This window comes from uncultured Dokdonia sp. (genome assembly GCF_947492535.1).
GTDB lineage: Bacteria > Bacteroidota > Bacteroidia > Flavobacteriales > Flavobacteriaceae > Dokdonia.
The window spans coordinates 148,632-170,441 of the sequence record NZ_CANLNH010000005.1 but is presented as its reverse complement, the minus strand read 5'-3'; the positions used below and the strand labels follow the sequence as shown (position 1 = coordinate 170,441).

At 34.7% G+C, this 21,810-nt stretch carries 18 protein-coding genes; 7 read left to right on the top strand and 11 right to left on the bottom strand.

The window, feature by feature from the left end:
* Positions 1-63 precede the first annotated feature (63 nt).
* Together Q1A60_RS08670 and Q1A60_RS08665 are read right to left on the bottom strand one after the other, a co-directional pair.
* Positions 64-3,690 carry a M1 family aminopeptidase gene (locus Q1A60_RS08670; protein WP_299766173.1) on the bottom strand — a complete coding sequence of 1,209 codons (3,627 nt, stop codon included), beginning with the start codon at positions 3,688-3,690 and terminating at the stop codon, positions 64-66.
* Between the two features lie 56 nt (positions 3,691-3,746).
* The gene (locus tag Q1A60_RS08665; RefSeq protein WP_299766175.1) at positions 3,747-4,637 is read right to left on the bottom strand and encodes an ABC transporter ATP-binding protein; all 891 of its coding nucleotides are present in this window, start codon (positions 4,635-4,637) and stop codon (positions 3,747-3,749) included.
* A gap of 299 nt (positions 4,638-4,936) precedes the next feature.
* Here Q1A60_RS08665 and Q1A60_RS08660 point away from each other — a divergent pair, with 299 nt between their 5' ends.
* Entirely contained in the window at positions 4,937-5,740 is an 804-nt protein-coding gene (locus Q1A60_RS08660; RefSeq protein ID WP_299766177.1) for a CPBP family intramembrane glutamic endopeptidase, read from the top strand.
* A gap of 190 nt (positions 5,741-5,930) precedes the next feature.
* On the opposite strand, the gene katG is transcribed toward Q1A60_RS08660, so the two are convergent.
* The 3 genes from katG to Q1A60_RS08645 all read right to left on the bottom strand — a co-directional run bounded on the left by katG (position 5,931) and on the right by Q1A60_RS08645 (position 10,119).
* Positions 5,931-8,126, bottom strand: a complete 2,196-nt coding sequence (gene katG, locus Q1A60_RS08655) for a catalase/peroxidase HPI (RefSeq protein ID WP_299766179.1) — start codon at positions 8,124-8,126, stop codon at positions 5,931-5,933.
* A 203-nt stretch (positions 8,127-8,329) separates the two neighbouring features.
* On the bottom strand, positions 8,330-9,037 hold the full coding sequence (locus tag Q1A60_RS08650; protein WP_299766181.1) for a LytTR family DNA-binding domain-containing protein: 708 nt from the start codon (positions 9,035-9,037) through the stop codon (positions 8,330-8,332).
* The gene (locus tag Q1A60_RS08645) at positions 9,037-10,119 is read right to left on the bottom strand and encodes a sensor histidine kinase (protein ID WP_299766183.1); all 1,083 of its coding nucleotides are present in this window, start codon (positions 10,117-10,119) and stop codon (positions 9,037-9,039) included. Before Q1A60_RS08645 ends, Q1A60_RS08650 begins: the two co-directional genes overlap by 1 nt.
* A 212-nt stretch (positions 10,120-10,331) precedes the next feature.
* Between Q1A60_RS08645 and Q1A60_RS08640 the strand changes: the two genes are divergently transcribed.
* The 4 genes from Q1A60_RS08640 to Q1A60_RS08625 all read left to right on the top strand — a co-directional run bounded on the left by Q1A60_RS08640 (position 10,332) and on the right by Q1A60_RS08625 (position 14,948).
* Entirely contained in the window at positions 10,332-11,300 is a 969-nt protein-coding gene (locus Q1A60_RS08640; RefSeq protein ID WP_299766184.1) for an ankyrin repeat domain-containing protein, read from the top strand.
* A gap of 21 nt (positions 11,301-11,321) precedes the next feature.
* On the top strand, positions 11,322-12,704 hold the full coding sequence (locus tag Q1A60_RS08635; protein ID WP_299766186.1) for a serine hydrolase domain-containing protein: 1,383 nt from the start codon (positions 11,322-11,324) through the stop codon (positions 12,702-12,704).
* Between the two features lie 127 nt (positions 12,705-12,831).
* Positions 12,832-13,968: a serine hydrolase domain-containing protein gene (locus Q1A60_RS08630; protein WP_299766188.1), complete on the top strand. Its 1,137-nt coding sequence runs from the start codon at positions 12,832-12,834 to the stop codon at positions 13,966-13,968.
* Between the two features lie 83 nt (positions 13,969-14,051).
* Positions 14,052-14,948, top strand: a complete 897-nt coding sequence (locus tag Q1A60_RS08625; RefSeq protein WP_299766191.1) for a hypothetical protein — start codon at positions 14,052-14,054, stop codon at positions 14,946-14,948.
* A gap of 147 nt (positions 14,949-15,095) precedes the next feature.
* Here the strand turns inward: Q1A60_RS08625 and Q1A60_RS08620 are convergent, their stop codons facing one another.
* The 6 genes from Q1A60_RS08620 to Q1A60_RS08595 form a co-directional block, all read right to left on the bottom strand.
* Entirely contained in the window at positions 15,096-16,274 is a 1,179-nt protein-coding gene (locus Q1A60_RS08620; protein WP_299766193.1) for a hypothetical protein, read from the bottom strand.
* Positions 16,275-16,654: 380 nt separating this feature from the next.
* The gene (locus Q1A60_RS08615) at positions 16,655-17,002 is read right to left on the bottom strand and encodes a hypothetical protein (RefSeq protein ID WP_299766196.1); all 348 of its coding nucleotides are present in this window, start codon (positions 17,000-17,002) and stop codon (positions 16,655-16,657) included.
* A 19-nt stretch (positions 17,003-17,021) separates the two neighbouring features.
* Positions 17,022-17,381 carry a hypothetical protein gene (locus tag Q1A60_RS08610; protein ID WP_299766198.1) on the bottom strand — a complete coding sequence of 120 codons (360 nt, stop codon included), beginning with the start codon at positions 17,379-17,381 and terminating at the stop codon, positions 17,022-17,024.
* A 78-nt stretch (positions 17,382-17,459) separates the two neighbouring features.
* Positions 17,460-17,966 (bottom strand): hypothetical protein, encoded by a 507-nt coding sequence (locus Q1A60_RS08605; RefSeq protein WP_299766200.1) that lies wholly within the window; start codon positions 17,964-17,966, stop codon positions 17,460-17,462.
* A gap of 19 nt (positions 17,967-17,985) precedes the next feature.
* Entirely contained in the window at positions 17,986-18,702 is a 717-nt protein-coding gene (gene bshB1 / locus Q1A60_RS08600) for a bacillithiol biosynthesis deacetylase BshB1 (RefSeq protein ID WP_299766202.1), read from the bottom strand.
* Positions 18,703-18,748: 46 nt separating this feature from the next.
* Complete coding sequence (locus tag Q1A60_RS08595) at positions 18,749-19,924, bottom strand: aminotransferase class I/II-fold pyridoxal phosphate-dependent enzyme (RefSeq protein WP_299766204.1); 1,176 nt, start codon at positions 19,922-19,924, stop codon at positions 18,749-18,751.
* An 88-nt stretch (positions 19,925-20,012) separates the two neighbouring features.
* Here Q1A60_RS08595 and hutI point away from each other — a divergent pair, with 88 nt between their 5' ends.
* Positions 20,013-21,242 carry an imidazolonepropionase gene (gene hutI / locus Q1A60_RS08590; RefSeq protein WP_299766206.1) on the top strand — a complete coding sequence of 410 codons (1,230 nt, stop codon included), beginning with the start codon at positions 20,013-20,015 and terminating at the stop codon, positions 21,240-21,242.
* Positions 21,239-21,808, top strand: a complete 570-nt coding sequence (locus Q1A60_RS08585; RefSeq protein ID WP_299766208.1) for a hypothetical protein — start codon at positions 21,239-21,241, stop codon at positions 21,806-21,808. Before hutI ends, Q1A60_RS08585 begins: the two co-directional genes overlap by 4 nt.
* The last annotated feature ends 2 nt before the right edge of the window (positions 21,809-21,810 follow it).

The window sequence follows — 21,810 nt, the reverse complement described above, 5'->3', positions numbered from 1 at the left end:
TAGTAAAAATCCTCTAATCAAATTCTATGATTAGAGGATTTTTAGCATACTACTAAATTTTATTTATTCAGTTGAGGAGGTATTTTCTGTGACCTTTTCTCTATTATCTCTAGCTCGACGATCAATTAATTTATTAAACGGGTCAACTCCTACTTCTACAGGCTTTTCATCTACGATAATGTCAAAACTATTATGAATGTCATTTACCTTTAATTTCTTAAGGTATAATACATTTTCGTTGCCTGTTTCTTTATCCTTCTCTCCAAATACACCTACTTCAACATAATCTGCAAGAGGCATAGATACAATAGGATCATCTTTTCCTTCTGGAGTAAATGTCAAACTGTCTCCTTGTATAGAGGTATAATCTTTCTTCCCTTTTTCATAGGATCTATACTTACTGACTAATGCTTTTACATTGACAGCATATTTCCCATTTGGTAATTCCGTATATGTGGCATCATCTACTTTATTGTCATATATAGTAATTGTTTCAAACATATCGGAAATTAGATACTGTAAAGAATCTGGAGTCACTTTTTTAAGATCATCTACAAACTCAGTAGCTACTGGATATGGAGCTCCTTTGAATTGATACTTTTTTGCAAAATTCTTTGCGACCCCATTAAATTTTTCTTCGCCTATATAATCACTAATTGCATAAAGTACTAATGATCCTTTTTGATAATGGATGTATTGTTGATTTTCATTATACATTAAAGGTTGTTCTTTTATACTTTCATTAGTTCTTCCTGTTAAATATCCATTCATAGCATCCTTTAAAAATCTACGCATTTGATTTTTACCATACACCTTTTCAAGAACTTTAAGTGAGCTATATTCAGACATACTTTCTGAAAGAAGTGTTGCTCCTTTAGCCTGTGCTCCTATTACTTGATGTGCCCACCATTGATGTGCAAGTTCATGAGCTGTAATCGCCAGTGGGTAATCTACAGCATCTTGATCTTCATCATCTACATCTGCCACAAAACCTACCCCTTCGCTAAAAGGAATTGTATTTGCAAATGCTTGTGCAAAACTTCCGTTCTGTTTTGGAAACTCTATAATACGCACTTGTCTATGCTGATAAGGTGTATAACTTCCATTAAAATAATCAAGACCTTCTTTCATCCCTTTCATCATACGATCTAAATTATACGTATGATCAGGGTGATGATAAATTTCAAGATTAATTCCTTTATATTCTTCTTTCATTACAGCATATTTTCCGCTTAAGAAAGAATAAAAGTTTAACATCTTTGAATCCATCTTATAATGAAAATATGTACGACCATCTTCTTCCCATTTTTTAATAAGATACCCGGGAGCAATCGCTATTTGATCAGATGATGTACTTACTGTTGCTTCAAAATCAATCCAATCGCTATAACCGCCTATATAATTGCGATTTCTAGCATTTGGAGTATCTGGATCTGGAAGTCTATCTTTAGGTGGTAAGTCATATTTTTCTCTTACCTGTATGTTCCTAATCTCAAAGGCTTCATTATATCCTATTGAAGGGAATATACCCGAATTTACAAAAGTTCCATTTGTAGAGATTGGCGAATTATTATCTAAAAATTTATTGGCTTTATTTTCTGTTGTAAACTTAAAAACTAATGTATCGCCTGGGAGCATTGGTTTTTCAAATTGATACATCTTATAGTCATAGTCTTCATTATCATATACGATTTTTGCTTCTCGATTTAATGTGATTTCTGTGGGGTAATCTGTTAAATTCACATGTAATGTATCTATGGCTACACTATCTTGATTTACCAATGTAAAAGTAGCTCCTGCTTTAAAATTACGCTCTTCTGTGTACATATCCATAAAGGTATTTACCGAAATAAGCCTTGGTTGAGGTATCCCTGCAAATTTTCCTAATTCACGTTCTGCATTTACACGTAATTCTTCACGCTCTTTTCCTGTAATACGTTCGTTTTCTACATTATTCATGTACCAAGAATAACTTCCTATTCCTAGAAATACAATAAGGCTTACGGCTGTTATTAAAAGTATGGGTCTATTTAATCTAGCTTTCGCGAAAGCAAAACGATTTTTAACACTCATGCCTGTACCTCGTCTATAGAATAGAATAGCAATCATTAAGAGTATCATTCCAAACGAAATCCAATACGCTCTGAAAGCATAAAATCTTGGTAAACCTATACCATATCCATTAAAATCTGATGGACTTGGTGCATTTCCTGAATTAAAATCATAAATCGCTTGATCAACACCTATAGCTCCTTGTACTAAAGGTATGGCTATCGCAATAATTAATAAAGTGACAAGACCTATCCATTTATTTTTAATTAAAGTATGTACTAATAAAGCCAAGAGAATCCATGGGACATACCTAAATACATTGATTAAAAAAGCTTGGAATATGTACAAATCAATCTGATAATCGTAAAATCCTTTTACTGTTTGAAAAGCAATACCACACAGTATTAATACTAACTGTAAAAATGCAGTCATAATAAATAATGACACTCCTTTAGAAACGAGAAAAACCCAATTTTTAGTAGGAGTAACATCTACAATTTGATTCAAATGAGCCATCCTTGCTCGATCCATCAAAAACCCTGAATACAAATGAATTAACAGGAAAGAGAACAATACCATATACGTAGATGGTTGCGCCAACATGCTCCATGTTTTAGGTAAAATAGCTGTATTGAAAATTAACTGAGAAAAACTCATCATCACAAATGTCAATACAATCGCTAAAAACGTAATAATGATAAATGGCCAACCTGTTAAAATATAACGGGTATCATTTTTAATAAGATGCCAAAGTGTTTTCATTTTTCCTGAAAAAGAAAAATCTGTAGTTACTTCAGGTATCACAACACGCTCTACCTTACTAAAATTCTTTTTAACTGCTTTTACCGTTTTCTTTTTAAATAAGTTAAAAGAAACGGCATTTTGAGAAAAGTTAAAACGCCCTATAATTCCTAGTAAAATTAGTAATGAAATTGCTCCCCAAAGAAGACGATTATAAAGTAAACTCCCTGACATTGGAATTGACTTTTCATTTTGCTCTACGGGTGTCCAAAACTCTGTAGCATCTGCAAGAGCTACATTGGCCATAGGGTCAAATAATGCATAATAAAACTTATCATCTGCAGTATCAGACGCACTTGTCGCTATGAGTTGTATAATGATCATAGTAAGTACGGCCATGAAACCTATGTTTAGGTTACGTGTAAAAACAACAATTGCAAATACAATAGCACTATAAAAAAGTACATTAGGAAATATAATAAAAGCAAAAGGTTGGATATAATTCCAAAGTTTGAAAGGCCCTAACAATGATTCATTAACTCCAGGTAAAACAGATCCTAATAGCAATCCCAATATGATTGCGAAAATAATAATAAGATTAATGGTGACTCCAGCTGCAAATTTCGCAAGTAAATATTTAAACTTGGTCAATGGATAGGAGTATAATACATTATGCATATTATTTTTAAAATCCCTATGTATCGTTCCTCCTGTAATAGAAGGAATTAATAGATAGGTAAGTATTGCCAACTGTGATAAGATGCCCGTAATTGCTAAAGGACTATTAAGGTATGAATTACTCGTAACTGTAACATTCTCGCTACTAAAAACGCCTAACCCTACGGCCATAATTAATCCGCCTAGTAAAAACATAATTGCGGCAAATATGTAAAACATTGGTTTCTTAAACCACGTTTTTATTTCGTGTAAATAGATCGTACTAAACATAATGATTATAGAGTCTCAACGTGATTATTTTGATTAAGTGTTGTGAAGTACACATCTTCTAGTGTTGCTTCTACACTTTGAAATGCTGCTCCTGGAGATACGTCACCATATACTCTTACATCAAGATCATTGGCATCATTAAAACTTGAAGAAATCACATTATGTTTTGATTGTAATGCATCCATCTCATCTTTATTAGCACTGGTTTTCCAAATTTTCCCTTCTAACCCTTTTACTAATTCTTTGGGGGTACTTTGTGCAAGTATAGTTCCACCATTAAGAATAGCCATATCTGTACATAATTCTTTTACATCATCTACAATATGCGTAGAGAAAATAACAATATGGTTTGTTCCTATCTCTCTCAATACATTTAAAAACCTATGTCTTTCAGCAGGATCAAGACCTGCCGTAGGTTCATCTACAATAATTAATTTAGGGTTATTAAGTAATAACTGTGCAATACCAAAACGTTGTTTCATTCCTCCAGAATAACCTGCCACATGTTTATTACGAACATCACTTAGGTTTGTAACTTCTAATGCTTTATCAACGATTGTATTTCGTTCCTTTTTATTAGTAATTCCTTTTAAACTAGCAAAATAATGAAGTAAATCACTGGCACTCATTTTAGGATAGACTCCAAACTCTTGCGGCAAATAGCCTAACTGTTTTCTAAACTCAATTTTATTAGTAAGAATATCTAATCCATTAAAATCAATATGCCCCGTATCTGGTGCTTGTAATGTTGCGATGGTTCGCATCAATGAAGACTTTCCTGCTCCATTAGGTCCAAGAAGACCAAACATTCCTGCTTTGATATCAATAGTTACATCATCTAACGCTTTTACGCCATTATTATATGTTTTTGAAACATTCTTTAAACTGAGAATCATAAAAATTTCTTTTAAGTTGTAACGTTAGTCTATTATAATTTTAGCTTGTTACAGATTTAGAGTAAATAATTGTATCTATCTTAAGGAAGACAGATACATCTTATAAAGTAGGTAAAATATCTTAACTAATTATAACACTGAACATCAAACAGTAACACTATTCCACACCATGCATTTTATAAGAATATTTTATTCTTGTGAGAGTATAAAAAATACCATTTAACCTACATTATGTACCTAAGGCAACCATTTCCCTGAAAGGAACGTCTTTATATATACAAACTAACAAATACGTTTATATGAAGAATTCAATCAAAGCATTGCTCATTATAATCATAGCATTTGGAACCTATTTTGTTTTTGATGATATGTACTTCAAGACTCTTAGAAAATGGTTATTTGAAATCACAAATCAATTAGGAGTAAGTCACATAGTAACGTATTTAATTTCTGGAGTCCCGCTTTTTATGGGAGTGCTCTTCATAGGTCGTAAAACTGATTTTTTTCAAAACTTAGGACTTGACAAGTCAATCACCAAAGGTTTCCTATTTGCACTTGTTTGTACACTTCCTATGTATATTGGTTTTAGTATTGTTTTTACTTTCAACTCAGAGATATCACTTAACACGTTTTTGATTTCAATAGTTTCGGCAGGTTTTTTTGAAGAATTATTTTTTAGAGGGTTCTTATTTGGATTGTTATTTAAAAGGACCACACTTGGATTTATTCTTTCTGTTCTATTTGGTTCCATTTATTTTGGTTTTTTACACCTATATCAAAGTACTGAATTTGCAGAATTATTAGGAATTTTCTTAGTTACCTTTTTAGGAAGTATTCTATTCTCTTGGGTTTATACCGAATGGAATTTTAACATCTGGATTCCTGTTTTCTTGCATATGCTCATGAATCTGTCTTGGGAATTGTTCTCTGTAAGCGACAATGCATTTGGAGGTATCTATTCAAATGTATTTCGATTACTCACCGTAGCATTCATTATTGCATTGACAGTATATTATAAAAAGAAGAAAGGAAAAAAACTAGAGATAACAAAAAAAACGCTTTGGTTACAAAACACTCCTAAGTTTATTAAAAACATACATTAAACATACTGATGAATGTTTCTTTATACGCTTTAGCGCTACGCTCTCCCTCCTGTCGTGAATCTCACAAGTTCGATTTCGCGAAAGCGTATTTAGTAAGATTCACTACCACAACGTTAAAACGTAAAAAAAACACCCTAACCAAAAACAGTTAGGGTGCTTACTATAAAACTATAGGGGGAATTATATAGTATTAAATATCAAAACGATCTGCATTCATCACTTTTACAAAGGCGTTTACAAAATCGTTTACAAAACGAGTTTCACCATCATTAGCAGCATATACTTCAGATACTGCTCTTAATTCAGTATTTGATCCGAAGATAAGATCTGCGCGTGATCCTGTAAAGGTCATATTTCCTGTACGACGATCTGTTCCTGAGAACAATGTATCATCAGATGAAAGTGCATCCCATGTGTATGTAAAATCAAGAAGGTTTACAAAGAAGTCGTTTGATAACTGACCAACTCTATCGGTAAACACACCTACTTTAGAACCATTATAGTTGGCTCCTAATACACGAAGTCCACCTACAAGTGCTGTCATTTCTGGAATAGAAAGATCTAATAACTGTGCTCTATCTATTAATAATTCTTCGGCAGCAGCTGTTTGGTTACTTTTTGCAAAGTTTCTAAACCCGTCTGCTTGTGGTTCTAAGAATTTGAATGACTCTACTTCTGTTTGCTCTTGTGAAGCATCTCCTCTTCCGCTTGTAAAAGGAACGGTAATATCATGACCTGCACTTTTAGCAGCAGTCTCAATCCCTACACTACCTCCTAATACAATAAGATCGGCAATAGAAACAGTACCTGAAAAATCTCCTTGGATTTTTTCATATACAGCTAGTACTTTTGCTAATTCTTCTGGGTTATTTACTTCCCAGCTTCTTTGTGGCTCAAGACGGATACGTGCTCCATTTGCTCCTCCTCTTTTATCAGTATGTCTAAATGTAGATGCCGATGCCCAAGCTGTAGATACCAATTGAGATACTGAAAGTCCTGAAGCAGTAATCGCTTGTTTAAGAGTAGCTACCTCAGCATTACTTAATGTAGTCCCAGCTGGAACACCATCTTGCCAGATTAGCTCTTCACTTGGCACTTCTGGACCTAAATAACGTCCTATTGGTCCCATATCACGGTGTGTCAATTTGAACCATGCGCGTGCAAATGCATCTTCCAATTGTTCTGGATTGTCTCTAAAGCGTTGAGAGATTTTTAAAAATTCTGGATCTACTTTTAATGCCATATCAGCATCTGTCATCATAAGTGCTTGTCTCTTGCTAGCATCACCAGCTGTAGGTGCTGTAGGTGCTCCAGAATCGGCTTTAGGGGTCCATTGGTTAGCACCCGCTGGACTCTTTGTTAATTCCCATTCAAAATCTAAAAGCACTTTAAAATAGTCATGATCCCATTTATCTGGATTTGGTGTCCATGCACCTTCTAATCCACTTGTAATTGTATCATCTAATACACCAGTAGCATATGTATTTTTCCATCCTGTACTCATTTGCTCAATAGGAGCGCCGTGTGGCTCTACTCCAACATATTCGTCTGGATTTGCAGCTCCGTGTGCTTTACCAAAGGTATGTCCTCCAGCAGTAAGTGCTACGATCTCCTCGTCATTCATTGCCATACGACCAAAAGTAATTCTCATGTCATAAGCAGATCCTAATGGATTTGGAGTTCCGTCTGGTCCTTCAGGATTTACATAGATAAGTCCCATGTGTACTGCTCCTAATGGTGCTTCCAATGTATCTCTTCCTTCAGAAAAACGAGCATCATTTCCTAACCATTCTTTTTCAGATCCCCAGTAGATATCTTGTTCTGGCTCCCATACATCTTCTCTTCCAGCTCCAAAACCAAATGTTTTAAGTCCCATAGACTCAATAGCAACATTACCAGCTAAGATCATTAAATCTGCCCAAGAAATTTTATTCCCATATTTCTTTTTAATAGGCCATAATAATAAACGTGCTTTATCAAGATTTCCGTTATCTGGCCAACTATTTAAAGGTGCGAAACGCAACGTACCGGAGCTAGCACCACCTCTACCATCACCAGCACGATACGTTCCTGCACTGTGCCATGCCATACGAATAATTAATCCTCCGTAATGTCCATAATCTGCTGGCCACCAATCTTGTGACTCAGTCATAAAGTTTGTCAAATCCTTCTTTAACTCAGCATAGTCAATGCTATTAAAGGCAGCAGCATAATCAAAATCTTCTCCTACAGGGTTAGATTTTGCTGCATTTTGTCTCAGTATATTTAGTTTCAATTCATTAGGCCACCAATCTCTGTTGGTTGTACCATTTCCAGCCGTTTGTTTATGAGCACCTCCCATTACTGGGCATTGACTTATATCGCCTCCTTTATGATGATTATCCATTATATATATGCTTTTTAGGTTTATAAAGTATCAGTACGCAAAATTACCATTATCATACACAAATACACTATAAAATTTATCTATTTGATTTATCTATGCATTGGCAAATCTTATAGTTTCATATACCTCTTATTGATTAAAGCTATATACGTTACTGCCCGCCGGCAGGTAGGTTCGCGAAAGCGTATAAAAGAATACCATAACTACTCATTTTTTAAAAAGCCTAAGACTTGCTCTTTATAACTAGCCCCTATAGGAATTTCTTGCGTTGCGATCTCTACATCTACCGCAGTAAAGGCTGTGATTTTTGAAGTATTTACAATATAAGAGCGATGTATTCTAAGGAAATAGGCAGGAAGCTTGGTTTCAAAATCACTAAGTTTATCTTTAGTCACAACGCGTTCTTCTGCGGTATGAATACGGATATAATCTTTGACACTCTCTACATATACTATATCTTCAAATAAAACCTTGATGTATTTTTTATTTGCATTTACATAGAGATGATCGTTTGTAAATTCCTTTTTAACAGAAACATCTGGTGCTTGAGGGAGGTTTGATATCGTTTTGTATTTATTGATTGCTTTAAAGAAGCGGGTAAATGAAATAGGTTTTAATAAATAGTCTACAACATCTAGTTCATAACTCTCAATCGCATAATTACGATATGCTGTTGTAAAAATAATCTTAGGACTGCCTTGTAATTCTTTTGCAAAATCAATTCCAGAAAGTAATGGCATTTCAATATCTAAAAAGATAAGTGCTATATGTTCTTTTTTAAGTAACTCAAATGCTTCTATAGGGTTTTGAAATGTAGCCACAAGGTGTAAGTCTGGTATCTGTGCCACATGAGTTTGCATCACTTGGATAGCAAGAGGTTCATCATCTATTATAATACAAGGTATACTCATTATTTCTTCATTAAATCTATAGTCAGTTGTACTTCATAACTCACTTCCGTATCCGTTATTTTTAACGTATGCGCATTTGGATAATGTAATTCTAATTGACGGCTTACATTGGTAATTCCTATGCCTCTATTTGTAACACCAACGGTATCGTTCTCCATAGTGACTTTTGTATTATACACACGTAAATAGAGTTGGGAATCCTTTTCTTGTAAATGAATATGAATTTTAGGATTCAATGGATTTTTACTAGCGCCATGTTTAAACGCATTTTCAATAAATCCTAGTAAAATAAGAGGCGCAATTTGTGTCGTAGCACTTCCTAATTCGTGCGTAAAGTCTAAATCCAACTGATCTCCATATCGTATACGTTCTAAATCAATATACCCTTGAATAAGTGTCACCTCTTTATGAAGCGCTATCGTGGGCTCGTTACATTGATACAATATATAGTCTAACATCTCAGAGAGTTTTAAAACTACCTCCGGAGCAGCATCAGACTTACTGAGCGTTAACGCATAAATACTATTGAGTGTATTGAACAAAAAATGCGGATGAATCTGCGCTTTCAAAAACTGTAATTCTGTTTTGGCTTTTTCTTTTTGTAATACTTCGAGTTGGTGCTTTTCTTCAAATCCTTTCTTGATACTCTTTATAGCAATCATTAAGAATACGATCACATACACCGCAGGAAAATATACATAGAGTAAGTAAAAAGGGTCTGCCAAAATCTCTAAAAGCGTTTCTGTTTCAAATACACCTTCTCGTGTTAATGGCTCAGCTATATGTACGGTACAAATCCTAGCAAACACTACAAATATATATCCAGAAACTAATGCCAAAATTACAAACCAAACATATCGCTTTTTAAAAAATAATGTTGGTATAAGGTAATAGTTCAAAAAATAGGCTACAGCTAATTGCGAAGGTAATAATGCCAAATTATTGATCAGATGACTTACAAAAGACCCTGAATTAAGAGATCCTAATAGCGTAAATATAAATAAGAACGAACTCCAAAATAGGATATGTGACAACACTCTGTGCTGTACGATTCGATCTAACCATGGAAAGTTTGTACTCATAATTCGAATCTAAAATACATAATATCTATTCGTTTCTTTCTTCAAATAGACGAATCTCAGATACCAACATCTCAACATCTATTTCCTAACGATAAAATAAAGATATACAAACAAACCTCCTTCTGTCTTTTGCAAACCTATGTTGGTCTATATTTTACAGATCGCTTCCTTCTTACTGATACTTTTGAGTCAAATTTAAAATTCATCACATCATGAAAAAACGAATCATTTTATTAGTTATGTTTTGTGTTTCCGCTTTCGCGAAATCCCAGTCAACCTCATGTGAAGCTTTATTACAAGCTGTTAGAAACGAACAAGTAACCACCGTTACGCAGCTCTTAAAAAAAGAAAATCCTAATTGTTCGTATCGAGGTATGGGAGAACCAAGATCCCCGCTAGGCGTTGCAGCTTATATAGGACATCTAGAAATTGTCAAATTATTAATTGACGCAGGAGCCCGTACTAATTACAAAAGTAGAGGCGATGCAAGTGCTTTGATGATTGCTGCACAACAAGGACACCTAGATGTAACTACCTATCTAGTTACTAAAGGAGCTGATGTTAATGCAACTATTAATGGAGACGGAACTCCGCTTATGGCAGCGATCCAAGGCGGAAACATCAACATTATAAAGCTATTATTAGAAAAAGGAGCCAATCCAAATACCAATGTAAAAGGAGATGGAAATGCCATGGTTATGGCTGGAAAATCTGGAAATCCAGAAATACTACAGTTAGTATTACAATACAACCCTAACATCAATAAAGAATCTTTAGGTGATGGTACAGGGCTTATCCAAGCAGTTTCTAGAGGGGACCTAGCAATGGTCAAAGCAATGGTTCAAGCTGGAGCTGATGTTAATCAAAGCAGCCGTGGAGATGGAAACCCTCTTATTATGGCATCTAAAACAGGGAATCTTACTATTGTACAATTTTTAGTCGAGTCTGGAGCCGATGTAAATATGCATGTAAAAGGAGATGAAACTCCATTGATACAAGCTGCATGGAACGGACATCTTGCTACTGTAACGTATTTAGTGGGTCAAGGTGCTGAGGTAAATAAAACCGTGCGAGATGGATATTATCTCACTTCTGAAAAACGAAATGCCCTCAAAATGGCAATACGCGGACAGCATACCGATGTCATAGCTTATCTTAAAAGTATAGGTGCTAAAGAATAATCACTTTACAAAAATAGTCTTATGAATTTGATAAAACATTTCTATCTATTGCTTATACTCCTTGTAGGTAGTACAAGCAATATACAAGCACAACAGGAATATCCATTACTCGATACTATTGTTACCTCTTTTTTAGAAACAGCAAATCTTCCTGGAATTTCTATAGCCGTGAGCCAAGATGAGCAACTAATCTATGCTGAAGGATATGGGTATGCCGATCTTGAAAACAACATCCCAATGACACCCGATATGCAATTACGTACTGCATCTGTCGCTAAAGTTATTACAACAACAGCACTGGGAAAATTACTCTCAGAAGGGAAGATAGATTTGGATGCTCCTATTAAAACCTATGTACCTTATATAGATAAACAGTATGCACAACTCACATTGAGACAACTTACAGGACATACTTCTGGTATGGCACATCGTCCAAAAGGAAATGCATATAAAAAGAAACAATATACCAGTATTCAAGAGAGTACTCAGTTATTAAAAGCTCCTTTATTATTTGAACCTGATACACAATATCAATACTCAACCCATGCTTTTAATCTAGTAGCTGCTGCTATAGAAGGGGCTTCTGGAACATCTTTTGAAACGTATCTCAAGGAAGATGTTTTTAATGTCTTGGGAATGCAACATACATTTCCCGAAAACATCAAACAACTTTCTGAAAAAGATGCACAATTGTATTATCATAAAAAAGGAAAGCTTCATAAAGAAAAACTCACAAATGCTAGCTACAAATTGGCTGGTGCTGGATTTAGAAGTACCCCAACAGATCTTGTAAAGATGATGCATGGATATACCAATGGTTTTATCTCTTCTGAGGCAAAGAAAACACTATTTAAAAGTCATCAACTTATAGATGGATCCACTACACAAGTAGGGATTACATGGCGATCTTCTATTGATATTTTTGGTCACAATGTTATTGAACATGCTGGGAGTTGGCGTGGTACGCGAACTGTGATTGTCCATTACCCAAAAGACAACTTGAATATTGCCATTATGATTAATGCAGATAGTCAAATCATAATTGAAGAAACGGCACATCTATTGGCATATATAATCCGAAATAATGCTTCAGCGGTTACTTCATCACTTGATATAGATAAAAATATTTCGGTAACCGCAAGGCTCAATAATGAGATTACAAAACACTCAGGAACATTTAGATTTCAAGAAAATCAAGGATTGCTTACGGTAGCTGATCTTAATTTTATTTCGTCTGCTCCTATTTTATATATCGGCAAACAGCATTACGTTGCGATAACTAAGGCGGGGATACTATATCTCCAAATGACCGAAACAGAAAATATCCAAGGGAATCTATTTATATATCATACGAGACATAAAACAACTCCATTAGAACATACACCTTTGATAAGTTTTCAATAAGGGTTAAGGTGAGTACGCTCCTGCCTGCCGGCAGGCAGGTTCGCGAAAGCGTATAAAGAATAATTCACAAAAGAGTACCTGTCTGTTATTTACATGGCATTAAAAAATAAATATCTTGCAGGTACTTATGAAGAATACATTCCTTAAAGTCACAAGTATTGTTGTTATTGCTGGGTTGCTCATATGGGGAACGCTCAAAATAGTAATCGCTTCAAAAACGGCTGTTCCATATCTTGAAATTACGACCTCGATTACTTCTTCCGAAGGAAAAGAAGCACTAGATACTTGGTTGTCTACCTTAGCATCTGATGATAAATTTAATGGAGGTATTTTACTTATAAAGGAAGGGAAACCAGTCTTTATGAATACTTATGGGTATACAGATCATACTCGTACAAAAAAGCTCACCACGGCATCCTCATTTAGACTTGCTTCTGTATCAAAACAGTTTACAGCCATGGGAATTATGTTGTTAGAAAACAAAGGACTCCTTGACTATGATTCTCCTGTCACAAACTATATTCCTTCATTTCCATATCATGGTGTTACTGTTCGTCATTTACTAAACATGACTTCGGGTATTCCAGATGGCTACTTACAGCTCGCCGAAAAACACAAAGCAGAGATTGGTAATGAATTAAGCATTCAAGAAGCGGTCACATTACTATGTGAATATCCGTCTAAAGCAGCACCCTCAAATAGTTGGTACAACTACTCAAACTCTAACTATATTTTATTAGCAGGAATCATTGAGAATGTATCTAAACAATCATTCGAAAACTATATGCAACAAGCCATTTTTGATCCTTTAGGTATGGAAAATGCACGTGTATGGAATTTATTTTCGGGTACAAAAAGCTTTCCTAATAAAACGCTTGGTTTTGAAAAACAAAGAGATCAATATATTCCTATGTACCCTACATTTATAGATGGCGTTTCTGGGGATGGAGGTGTCTTTGCTAGTTTAGAAGATTTTGTTATTTGGGATACAGCATTGTATGGTACTTCCCTACTCCCGCAAGAAAAGATACAAGAGGCATTTAAAGGACCTACTCTTACAAATAATACCATATCTGAATACGGTTTTGGTTGGTCATTACAGGGCGATGTCGTTCAGCATTCTGGAGGTTGGCTTGCAGCACGTACATTTATTTATAGAAATACTAAAACAAAAACATGTTTGGTTATGTTAGATAACAGTGCTAATACTTGGCATTTTGTTAGTATTCAAGAGAAACTTATAAAAACAATAGAAAACTTTTAAAAGATAATTACGTATTTAACACTTCTATAGGAAAGCTTTTAGTGTGGATTTGCTACTTTTAATACTCATTAATTAACCACATTATGAAAGCTTTATACACCCTACTCGCCTTAAGTATTTTATGTATTTCTTGTAATACGAATAAAAAGGAAGAAACCGCTAAAAAAGAAATTGCTACTGCTGAGGTTATTGAAACACCTACACCACTTAAAGCTACATTTATAACAGAAACGTTGGGCCTTACACATTGTGAGTCGGCGGTATATGATAAAGACAATGATGTGATTTATGCCTCTCTAATAGGAAATAGAAAACCTGGAGATGGATCTATTGCAATTGTAGGAGTAGATGGAAAACTCATTAATGCGAAATTTGTAGCTGGATTGAATGATCCTAAGGGAATTGCCATTACGAAAGATAAATTATATGTTTCTGATGTTACTGAGCTTGTAGAAGCAGATCTTAAAACAGGAAAAGTTTTAAATAAATATACTGCCGAAGGCATCGAGTTTTTAAATGATGTCGCTATTGCGCCAGATGGTGCTATTTATGTATCGGATACACGTACCTCAAAAATTTACAGATTAGATACCGAAGGGAATTTTGATTTTTGGCTCGCCGATCCAAAATTAGATAATCCAAATGGGTTGTTAATTCAGGGAGATACCATGTACGTGGCTTCTTGGGGAGGTGCTCCTGAAGGTGGCCGTGTTTCTAAATTTGATATGAATAACAAGAAAATCACATCTGTCACAGAAATTATTGGAAATCTGGATGGTATACGCCCTTATGATAAAGATCACCTTATCATCTCAGATTGGCGTAGCGGAAAAGTGCATCTCATGAATTATGACGGTACCACAAAAGAGGTCGTTACTGTAGGACAAAGTGTAGGCGATATTGCCTATATCAAAGAAAAGAATTTATTGTTATTGCCTATGAATACCCAGAGTCGTTTGTTATTTTATGAGTTGAAGTGATTTAAACTTTTTTGAAACTAAAAAACAGGTTGTTGTTATTTGCAATTCCAAACGTAAATAAACCACTATGGAATGTAAACCCATAGTGATTCATTTAAGAAAAGACCTTTTACATCAGAAATGGTATACCAATGACTATTCTATGAGTTATGAAAGTTTTACTTTTTGAGTACGCTTAATTTCCTGTGGAATAGGTCTACTGGAACTTGTATAATCCCATTTTCCTTTTATAACTCCTTTACTATTAAATAAAGTATACCGATCTATAGGTAACCAATGTAATAAGAAGATATCATCTTCGTCTATTTTGAGTTGTCTGTATTCTTGGGTTATTCTTTCTTTAATACTTTTTTCTTCAGAATTTGAAGATTGATTAATGGTTTTTGTTTGGTTTTGATATTGATACGCAAGTTTTAATGTTGCACCTACTTCTCTTCTCCCTTTGACAGTCTCTCCACCTTCAGACACACCTACTTCTGCACTACCTTTGCCATAAAGTTCAATGGAGGTATTGAAAGTGTGCCCTACCGTTTTTTCGACACTTTTATAGTCAGAACTTTTGAAAGCAGATGTATATTCTGTGTCTATAGTTGTTTTTTGATTCTTTGACAATGTGATTATATCAAGTTGTTCAGCACTCCATAGTTTTTCATGTTGGAGATAATAATACGGGCTCAGCTTTATTTGATCGCTTTTTGTTCTATAATCAGTATCTGTTATCAAAGCAGCAGGAATTGCCTGTTTTGAGATTACTTTATTTCCCCATTCTTTTGTGGCTACTTCCTCATAATTTTGAGGAGGAGCAAGATCGCTAGTGGTCAAAATAATAGATTCTTGGAGATTTTCTGCTTTAGGTTGAACGATATCTACAGGAACAAATTTTAGTTTTGATAAATCATAAGGATTTTTTGATGGGAATACATAATGATGTGAAGCAAAGTCAAAGTTTAAATCTACTCCAATTCCGTTTAGATAATACCATTCTTGACTTTCATCAGTTTCTGAGGCTGGTCGTGGTGCTATTTGAAAATTAAATCTGAGTAAATCTGAGTCCTGAGGATGAATAATACGTGCACGATCATGCTCTAAGATCACTTCTAGTTCTGGCCATCCCACTACAACTATGCGATAAGTTCCCTCACTGCTTGGGTCTGGGTACAAAAGAAATTTTGAGTAATCACTAAAACTAGATGGGTTAGGTAGTGTCCTTTTCCATAGATGCCCACTAGTTCCTGAGCCATTTTCTTGGGCTATATATTGATCCTTAAGGCTTGTTTGTATTTTAAAAAAACACGTCTTGGTTGTTAATGTTTTGAGTATTTCCATAATATCCTAAATGAGTATAGTTAATTCTTTTCTGAATATGATGGGGGAAACAATTTTAGTACATCATATTTCTTAATAAAATATTGTGTACAAGCAATATTTTGATCTTGTTAAGAGTGTATATCTTGTAAAATGTAAAGGTCTGGTATTGAAATTCACTATTTACAAGTATAAATACCTGATTTTAATTTTGTAAATTACCTGAAAGACATATATGCATCTATTTTACACTAATGCATTAAAGTTCATATCTTTTAGGTGCTCACATAAAAAATAATGATAGTCTTTATATTTTTTGATATCTAGATAGCGGTAAGATGTGCATCTAGTCTAAAACCTAGAAACTGCCCTATACAATATGAAAGAACAATAATAGTTCTTTAGTCTTTTACGGGATATACTTTTAAATGATGTGTTACTGTAGAATCTACTGGAAAAACAGGCATCGGTTCTGTTTTTATATCTGACAATGGATATATAGGCATTTTATTTTTAGATACTATTACTTCTTGTTTAGGTTCTGAAAGTAACTTTAAGCTTTCCTGAAGTTCTTCTAGATTTTTTCCTAGAGATAGAGATGTTGTATCTTCTTTTTCCTCTAATTGTTTTTTATACCAAGCAAAAGGCGCATAACTAGTAATGTTTTCTTCTTCCTTAGCACCCGTAGTGCTTTGCGCAAAAAAGGGCGTGCAAAAACATAGTAGTAAAAGAGTTAGTGTTGTTTTCATGGTCTGTAATAAATCGCAATTATTTAATCTGAAAATAGTCTAATTTTTCGTTTCTCGGATATATTTTATAATAGTGAGTATTAGTAGTATCTATTGGAAGGTCTGGCATTAAAGATAATCCTTTAGGCCCTTTATAATCAGGAATTTTAAGTATAATAGGCAACTTAATATTCTTTTTATTTTTTATAGAAACTCTTATATCTGACATTTCTTTTTGATGCTTTTTTTCTAATAAAATAGCATTTTTAATCTCCTCTTGTTTCTGATGCCAAATAAAAGGAGTAAGGTTAGAAATCTCGTCTTTTGTAGTTTCTATATCTTCTTGCGCAAAAAGGGATGTACAAAAACATAGTAGTAAAAGAGTTAGTGTTGTTTTCATAACTCTAAAGATAGAAGGTTGTTTTTTATGATACTGTTAAAGGAATGTTTTTTAACAGTATAAATACAATGATTATATTTAATAAAAAACAGCATAATGTCTTTTTTGCCTTTCTTGAACTATTTTTTCAAGAATAAAAGAGATAAGTATATAGATAGTAATGTAAGGGTACTTAATTATACTTTTTGTCATTAAGTAAATATCACCAGAAATTCCTACAAGTAATAAAAGAACAAATCCACACCCTCCCTTTACAGAACTAAAATCATAATATTTAGTCATAAAGCCAGCTATTTCCTTAAGATGTTCATACCATAAGATTCGTGACTTCTCATATGTTAATTCTATAGATCTTAATGTTTGAAGAGTCTCAAGATAAACTAGAAGTTGTTTTTTAATTTCATTTTCCCTCTGCTTCTGTACTTCACTTCTCTTTATAGGTTTATCTACAAGATGATAAATAAAATTCCTGACTGACTTGGGATGTATAAATTGTTTTTTTTCTGGACGTATACTATCCAACACTTCTTTAAACCGTGTTTTAATCTGATGATCTAAATCTTTTACTTCATTAGCTTCATCCATAAAAGAACCTAAAAATGATTTAGATCAAATCAAAAAGACTATCTACTGCAGGATATCGCTCTACATTAAATCCTTCGGCATGATCTGTTCCTATAAGTCTTCCTAAATCTCGTGCTCTGTAGTTGATACTTTCTTTAAACGTCAAACTTGAAATAGGCGTACTTCCTTCTTCTGAGTTTGGGTCATGAAATTGTGTCTTATAAGCAAATACCGCTTCACACTTTTTATCTATAAACCCACTCACATCTACGACAACATCAGGTTTGATATGTTCCCACTGCTCGTAATGATATACAGTTTTAGGGCGCCATTTTTCTTGAACAACACCATTCCTTTTCGTTTCAATTTTTACAAGACCACTTAAAAAGCACGCATCACTTGCAAGTTTACTTCCTTTTCCATGATCTATATGCCTATCATCAAGTGCATTACACAATACCATATCTGGTTGATAAGCACGTATGACTTCTATAATTTTCAATTGACTTTCTTTATCATTTTGAAAGAAACCATCTGCGAGTCCGATGTTTTCACGTACACTCACACCTAGTATTTTAGCAGCATCTGCAGCTTCTTCTTTTCTAGTTTCTGCTGTACCTCGAGTTCCCAATTCTCCTCTCGTTAAATCAAGGATGCCTACCTTTTTACCTCTTGCTATTTCTTTGGCGATAGTCGCACCGCATCCTAATTCTACATCATCAGGATGAGCACCTATGGCGAGTATATCTAATTTCATTAATGATTTTTTAATCGTTGCATTCTATGTCGTAATATTCGTTCTTTTATAACACAGGAACTTCTACTTGAGCAGCTACTTTTTGTAACGCCTGCTCAATATCTGCAATAATATCTTTTTTATCTTCAATTCCAACAGAAAAACGAATCAATCCATCGGCAATTCCTTGTCGTGCTCTTTCTTCTTCTCCTAAAAGAAGGTGAGATGTTTGCGCTGGCGAAAGCATCGTACTCTCAACACCTGCAAGACTCATGGATGGTTTTATAAGCTGTAATGATTTCTGAAAAAGTTCTGGATCCAGTCCTTCGGCCAGTTCAAAAGAAAGCATCCCTCCATATCCTTTCATTTGCGCTTTAGCTAAGGTATAATCAGGATGTGATTTTAAACCTGGATAATACACGCGATTTACGTGTTCATTCTTATCAAGCCACTTGGCTAGTTTCTTTGCATTTTTATTTTGTGCTTTTACACGTATAGCCATCGTCTTCATACTTCGTTCTAATAACCACACCGTCATATCACTCAAGCTCCCGCCAAGGTTTTTTCCTAAATTCCAGATACGGTCAATATGCTCCTCACTTGCTGCAACAGCTCCAGCACAAATATCACTATGTCCGCCCATGTATTTGGTAGCACTATGAATCATAATATCAATTCCAAACCTCAGCGGATTCTGATTAATAGGCGACGCAAATGTGTTATCGATCATCGTGACAATTCCGTTTTCTTTCGCTAGATCTGAGACCATTTGCATATCTGTAATGGTCATTAATGGATTGGAAGGTGTCTCTATGTATAACACTTTTGTTTTAGGTGTGATCGCTTTCGCGAAAGCGTCCTTATCCAAACCATCTGTAAACGTATAGTCGATGCCATATTTCTTAAACTCCTCAACGACTAGGTTATACGTCCCTCCATATAAGGTTTTTTGAAGCACAATATGATCCCCATGTCGTAAAAAAGCAAGTAAGGTAGTACTTACTGCCGCCATTCCGCTTCCAAAAATCATAGCTGCTTCGGCACCTTCAAGCGCTGCAATTTTCTTGCTCAATGCTTCTTGGTTAGGGGTATTAAAGTATCTTGGATATCGTTTTACATCCACATCCATAAAGGCATATGATGAAGACATATAAATAGGCGATACCGCTCCTTGAAACTGTTCGTCTTTTACTTCACCAACGTGTGTACAAATCGTATTTACTCCTTTTTTATGATTATTCATAACCTTCGCTTTTTTTATCTCATAAAAATACAAAAAACAATTCCTTATTTTATTATATAAGAGATAAAGTAAGTACCTTTAATTTTTAATGAAACTCATTACCAACATACACCAATTACTTGTTACTGGTGAATATACGGCTCCAGTACGTGGGAAAGCCATGTCCCAAATGCCACACATACATAACGCATATCTTCTCATTAAAGAAGATCGTATTCATGACTATGGCGCTATGCTGGATATTCCTCACATTACAGATGCAGAAATCATAGATGCTACTGGTAAAATTGTATTACCTATGTGGTGTGACTCACATACACACCTTGTATATGCGACAGGTCGGGAAGACGAATTTGTAGATCGCATTAATGGTTTGTCATATGAAGAAATAGCAAATCGTGGCGGTGGCATTTTAAACTCTGTTGCCCGCTTACGATCTATGAGTGAGGATGCATTATTTGAAGATGCTTCAAAACGATTACAGCATCTTATATCCTTAGGAACGGGTGCTATAGAAATCAAAAGTGGGTATGGTCTTTCTGTCGAAGCAGAACGGAAAATGCTTTCGGTAATTAAAAGACTTAAATCGCACTTTGATCTTCCCATAAAAGCAACCTTATTAGGAGCACATGCCATTCCTTCGGAATATAAAGATGATCGAGAAGCCTATATCCGTTTGATTATTGAAGAAATGATTCCCGCTTTCGCGAAAGCGGACTTATGCGACTTTATAGATGTATTTTGTGAATCTGGTTATTTTACCGTAGCCGAAATGGAAGCCATTCTAAATGCTGGAAAAGCTCATGGATTACAACCTAAAGTACACGTCAATCAATTTAATGCCATTGGCGGCATCGCAGCAGCCGTAAAATATGATGCGCTATCGGTAGACCATCTTGAAGAACTCGTCGAAGAAGATATAGAAGCACTCAAAGGAAGTACCACTATTCCTGTGGCATTACCAGGCTGTTCTTTCTTTTTAAGCATTCCATACACTCCAGCACGACAACTTATAGATGCAGGTTTACCACTCGCAATCGCAACAGATTACAATCCAGGGTCTGCACCTAGTGGCAATATGAATTTTGTTGTCGCACAAGCATGTATACAACTGCGTATGACGCCAGAAGAAGCCATTATTGCTGCTACCATTAATGGTGCTTTTGCAATGGATGCTGCTTCAGAAACTGGAAGTATCACCAAAGGAAAAAAAGCAAATCTCATTATAACAACACCCCAAAAGTCTTACAACACCATACCTTACAGGTTTGGACACCATCAAATAGAACAACTCATTCTAAACGGAAAAAGACTATGAGTTTACCAAACTTTAATTTAACAGGCGGACAGCCCGTTTCAGATCAATTTTTAATTAAAAAAATTAAGACATTTCACGATGCCGTGCGTTATATCCATAACCTTCCCTATGGACGTAATAAAAACCCACGTAATATTGCTAGCATTATACGAGAAGGTGTAGGAACGTGTTCTACAAAAAATGCGTGTTTAAAAACACTTGCCGAAGAAAATCAAATTCATAGTATCAGTCTCAATCTCTGTATTTTTTCTATGACAGAGCAAAACACACCCGGTGTAGGAAAGGTACTTAATGCTTATGGACTTTCCTATATTTTAGAAGCGCATACCTTCTTAAGTTATGATAATGAACGGTATGATTTTACGTTTCCAAATAATTCTAAAAAGTTATGGGAATCTGATATTCTTATAGAGACTACGATTGATCCTGACCAAATTCTTGATTATAAAATTTCATATCATAAATCTATTCTTAAAGATTGGATACAGCGTGATAACATCCCCTATTCTCTTGATAAAATATGGGCGATTCGAGAAGCCTGTATTCATTCTTTAGAAAAAAAATAAAT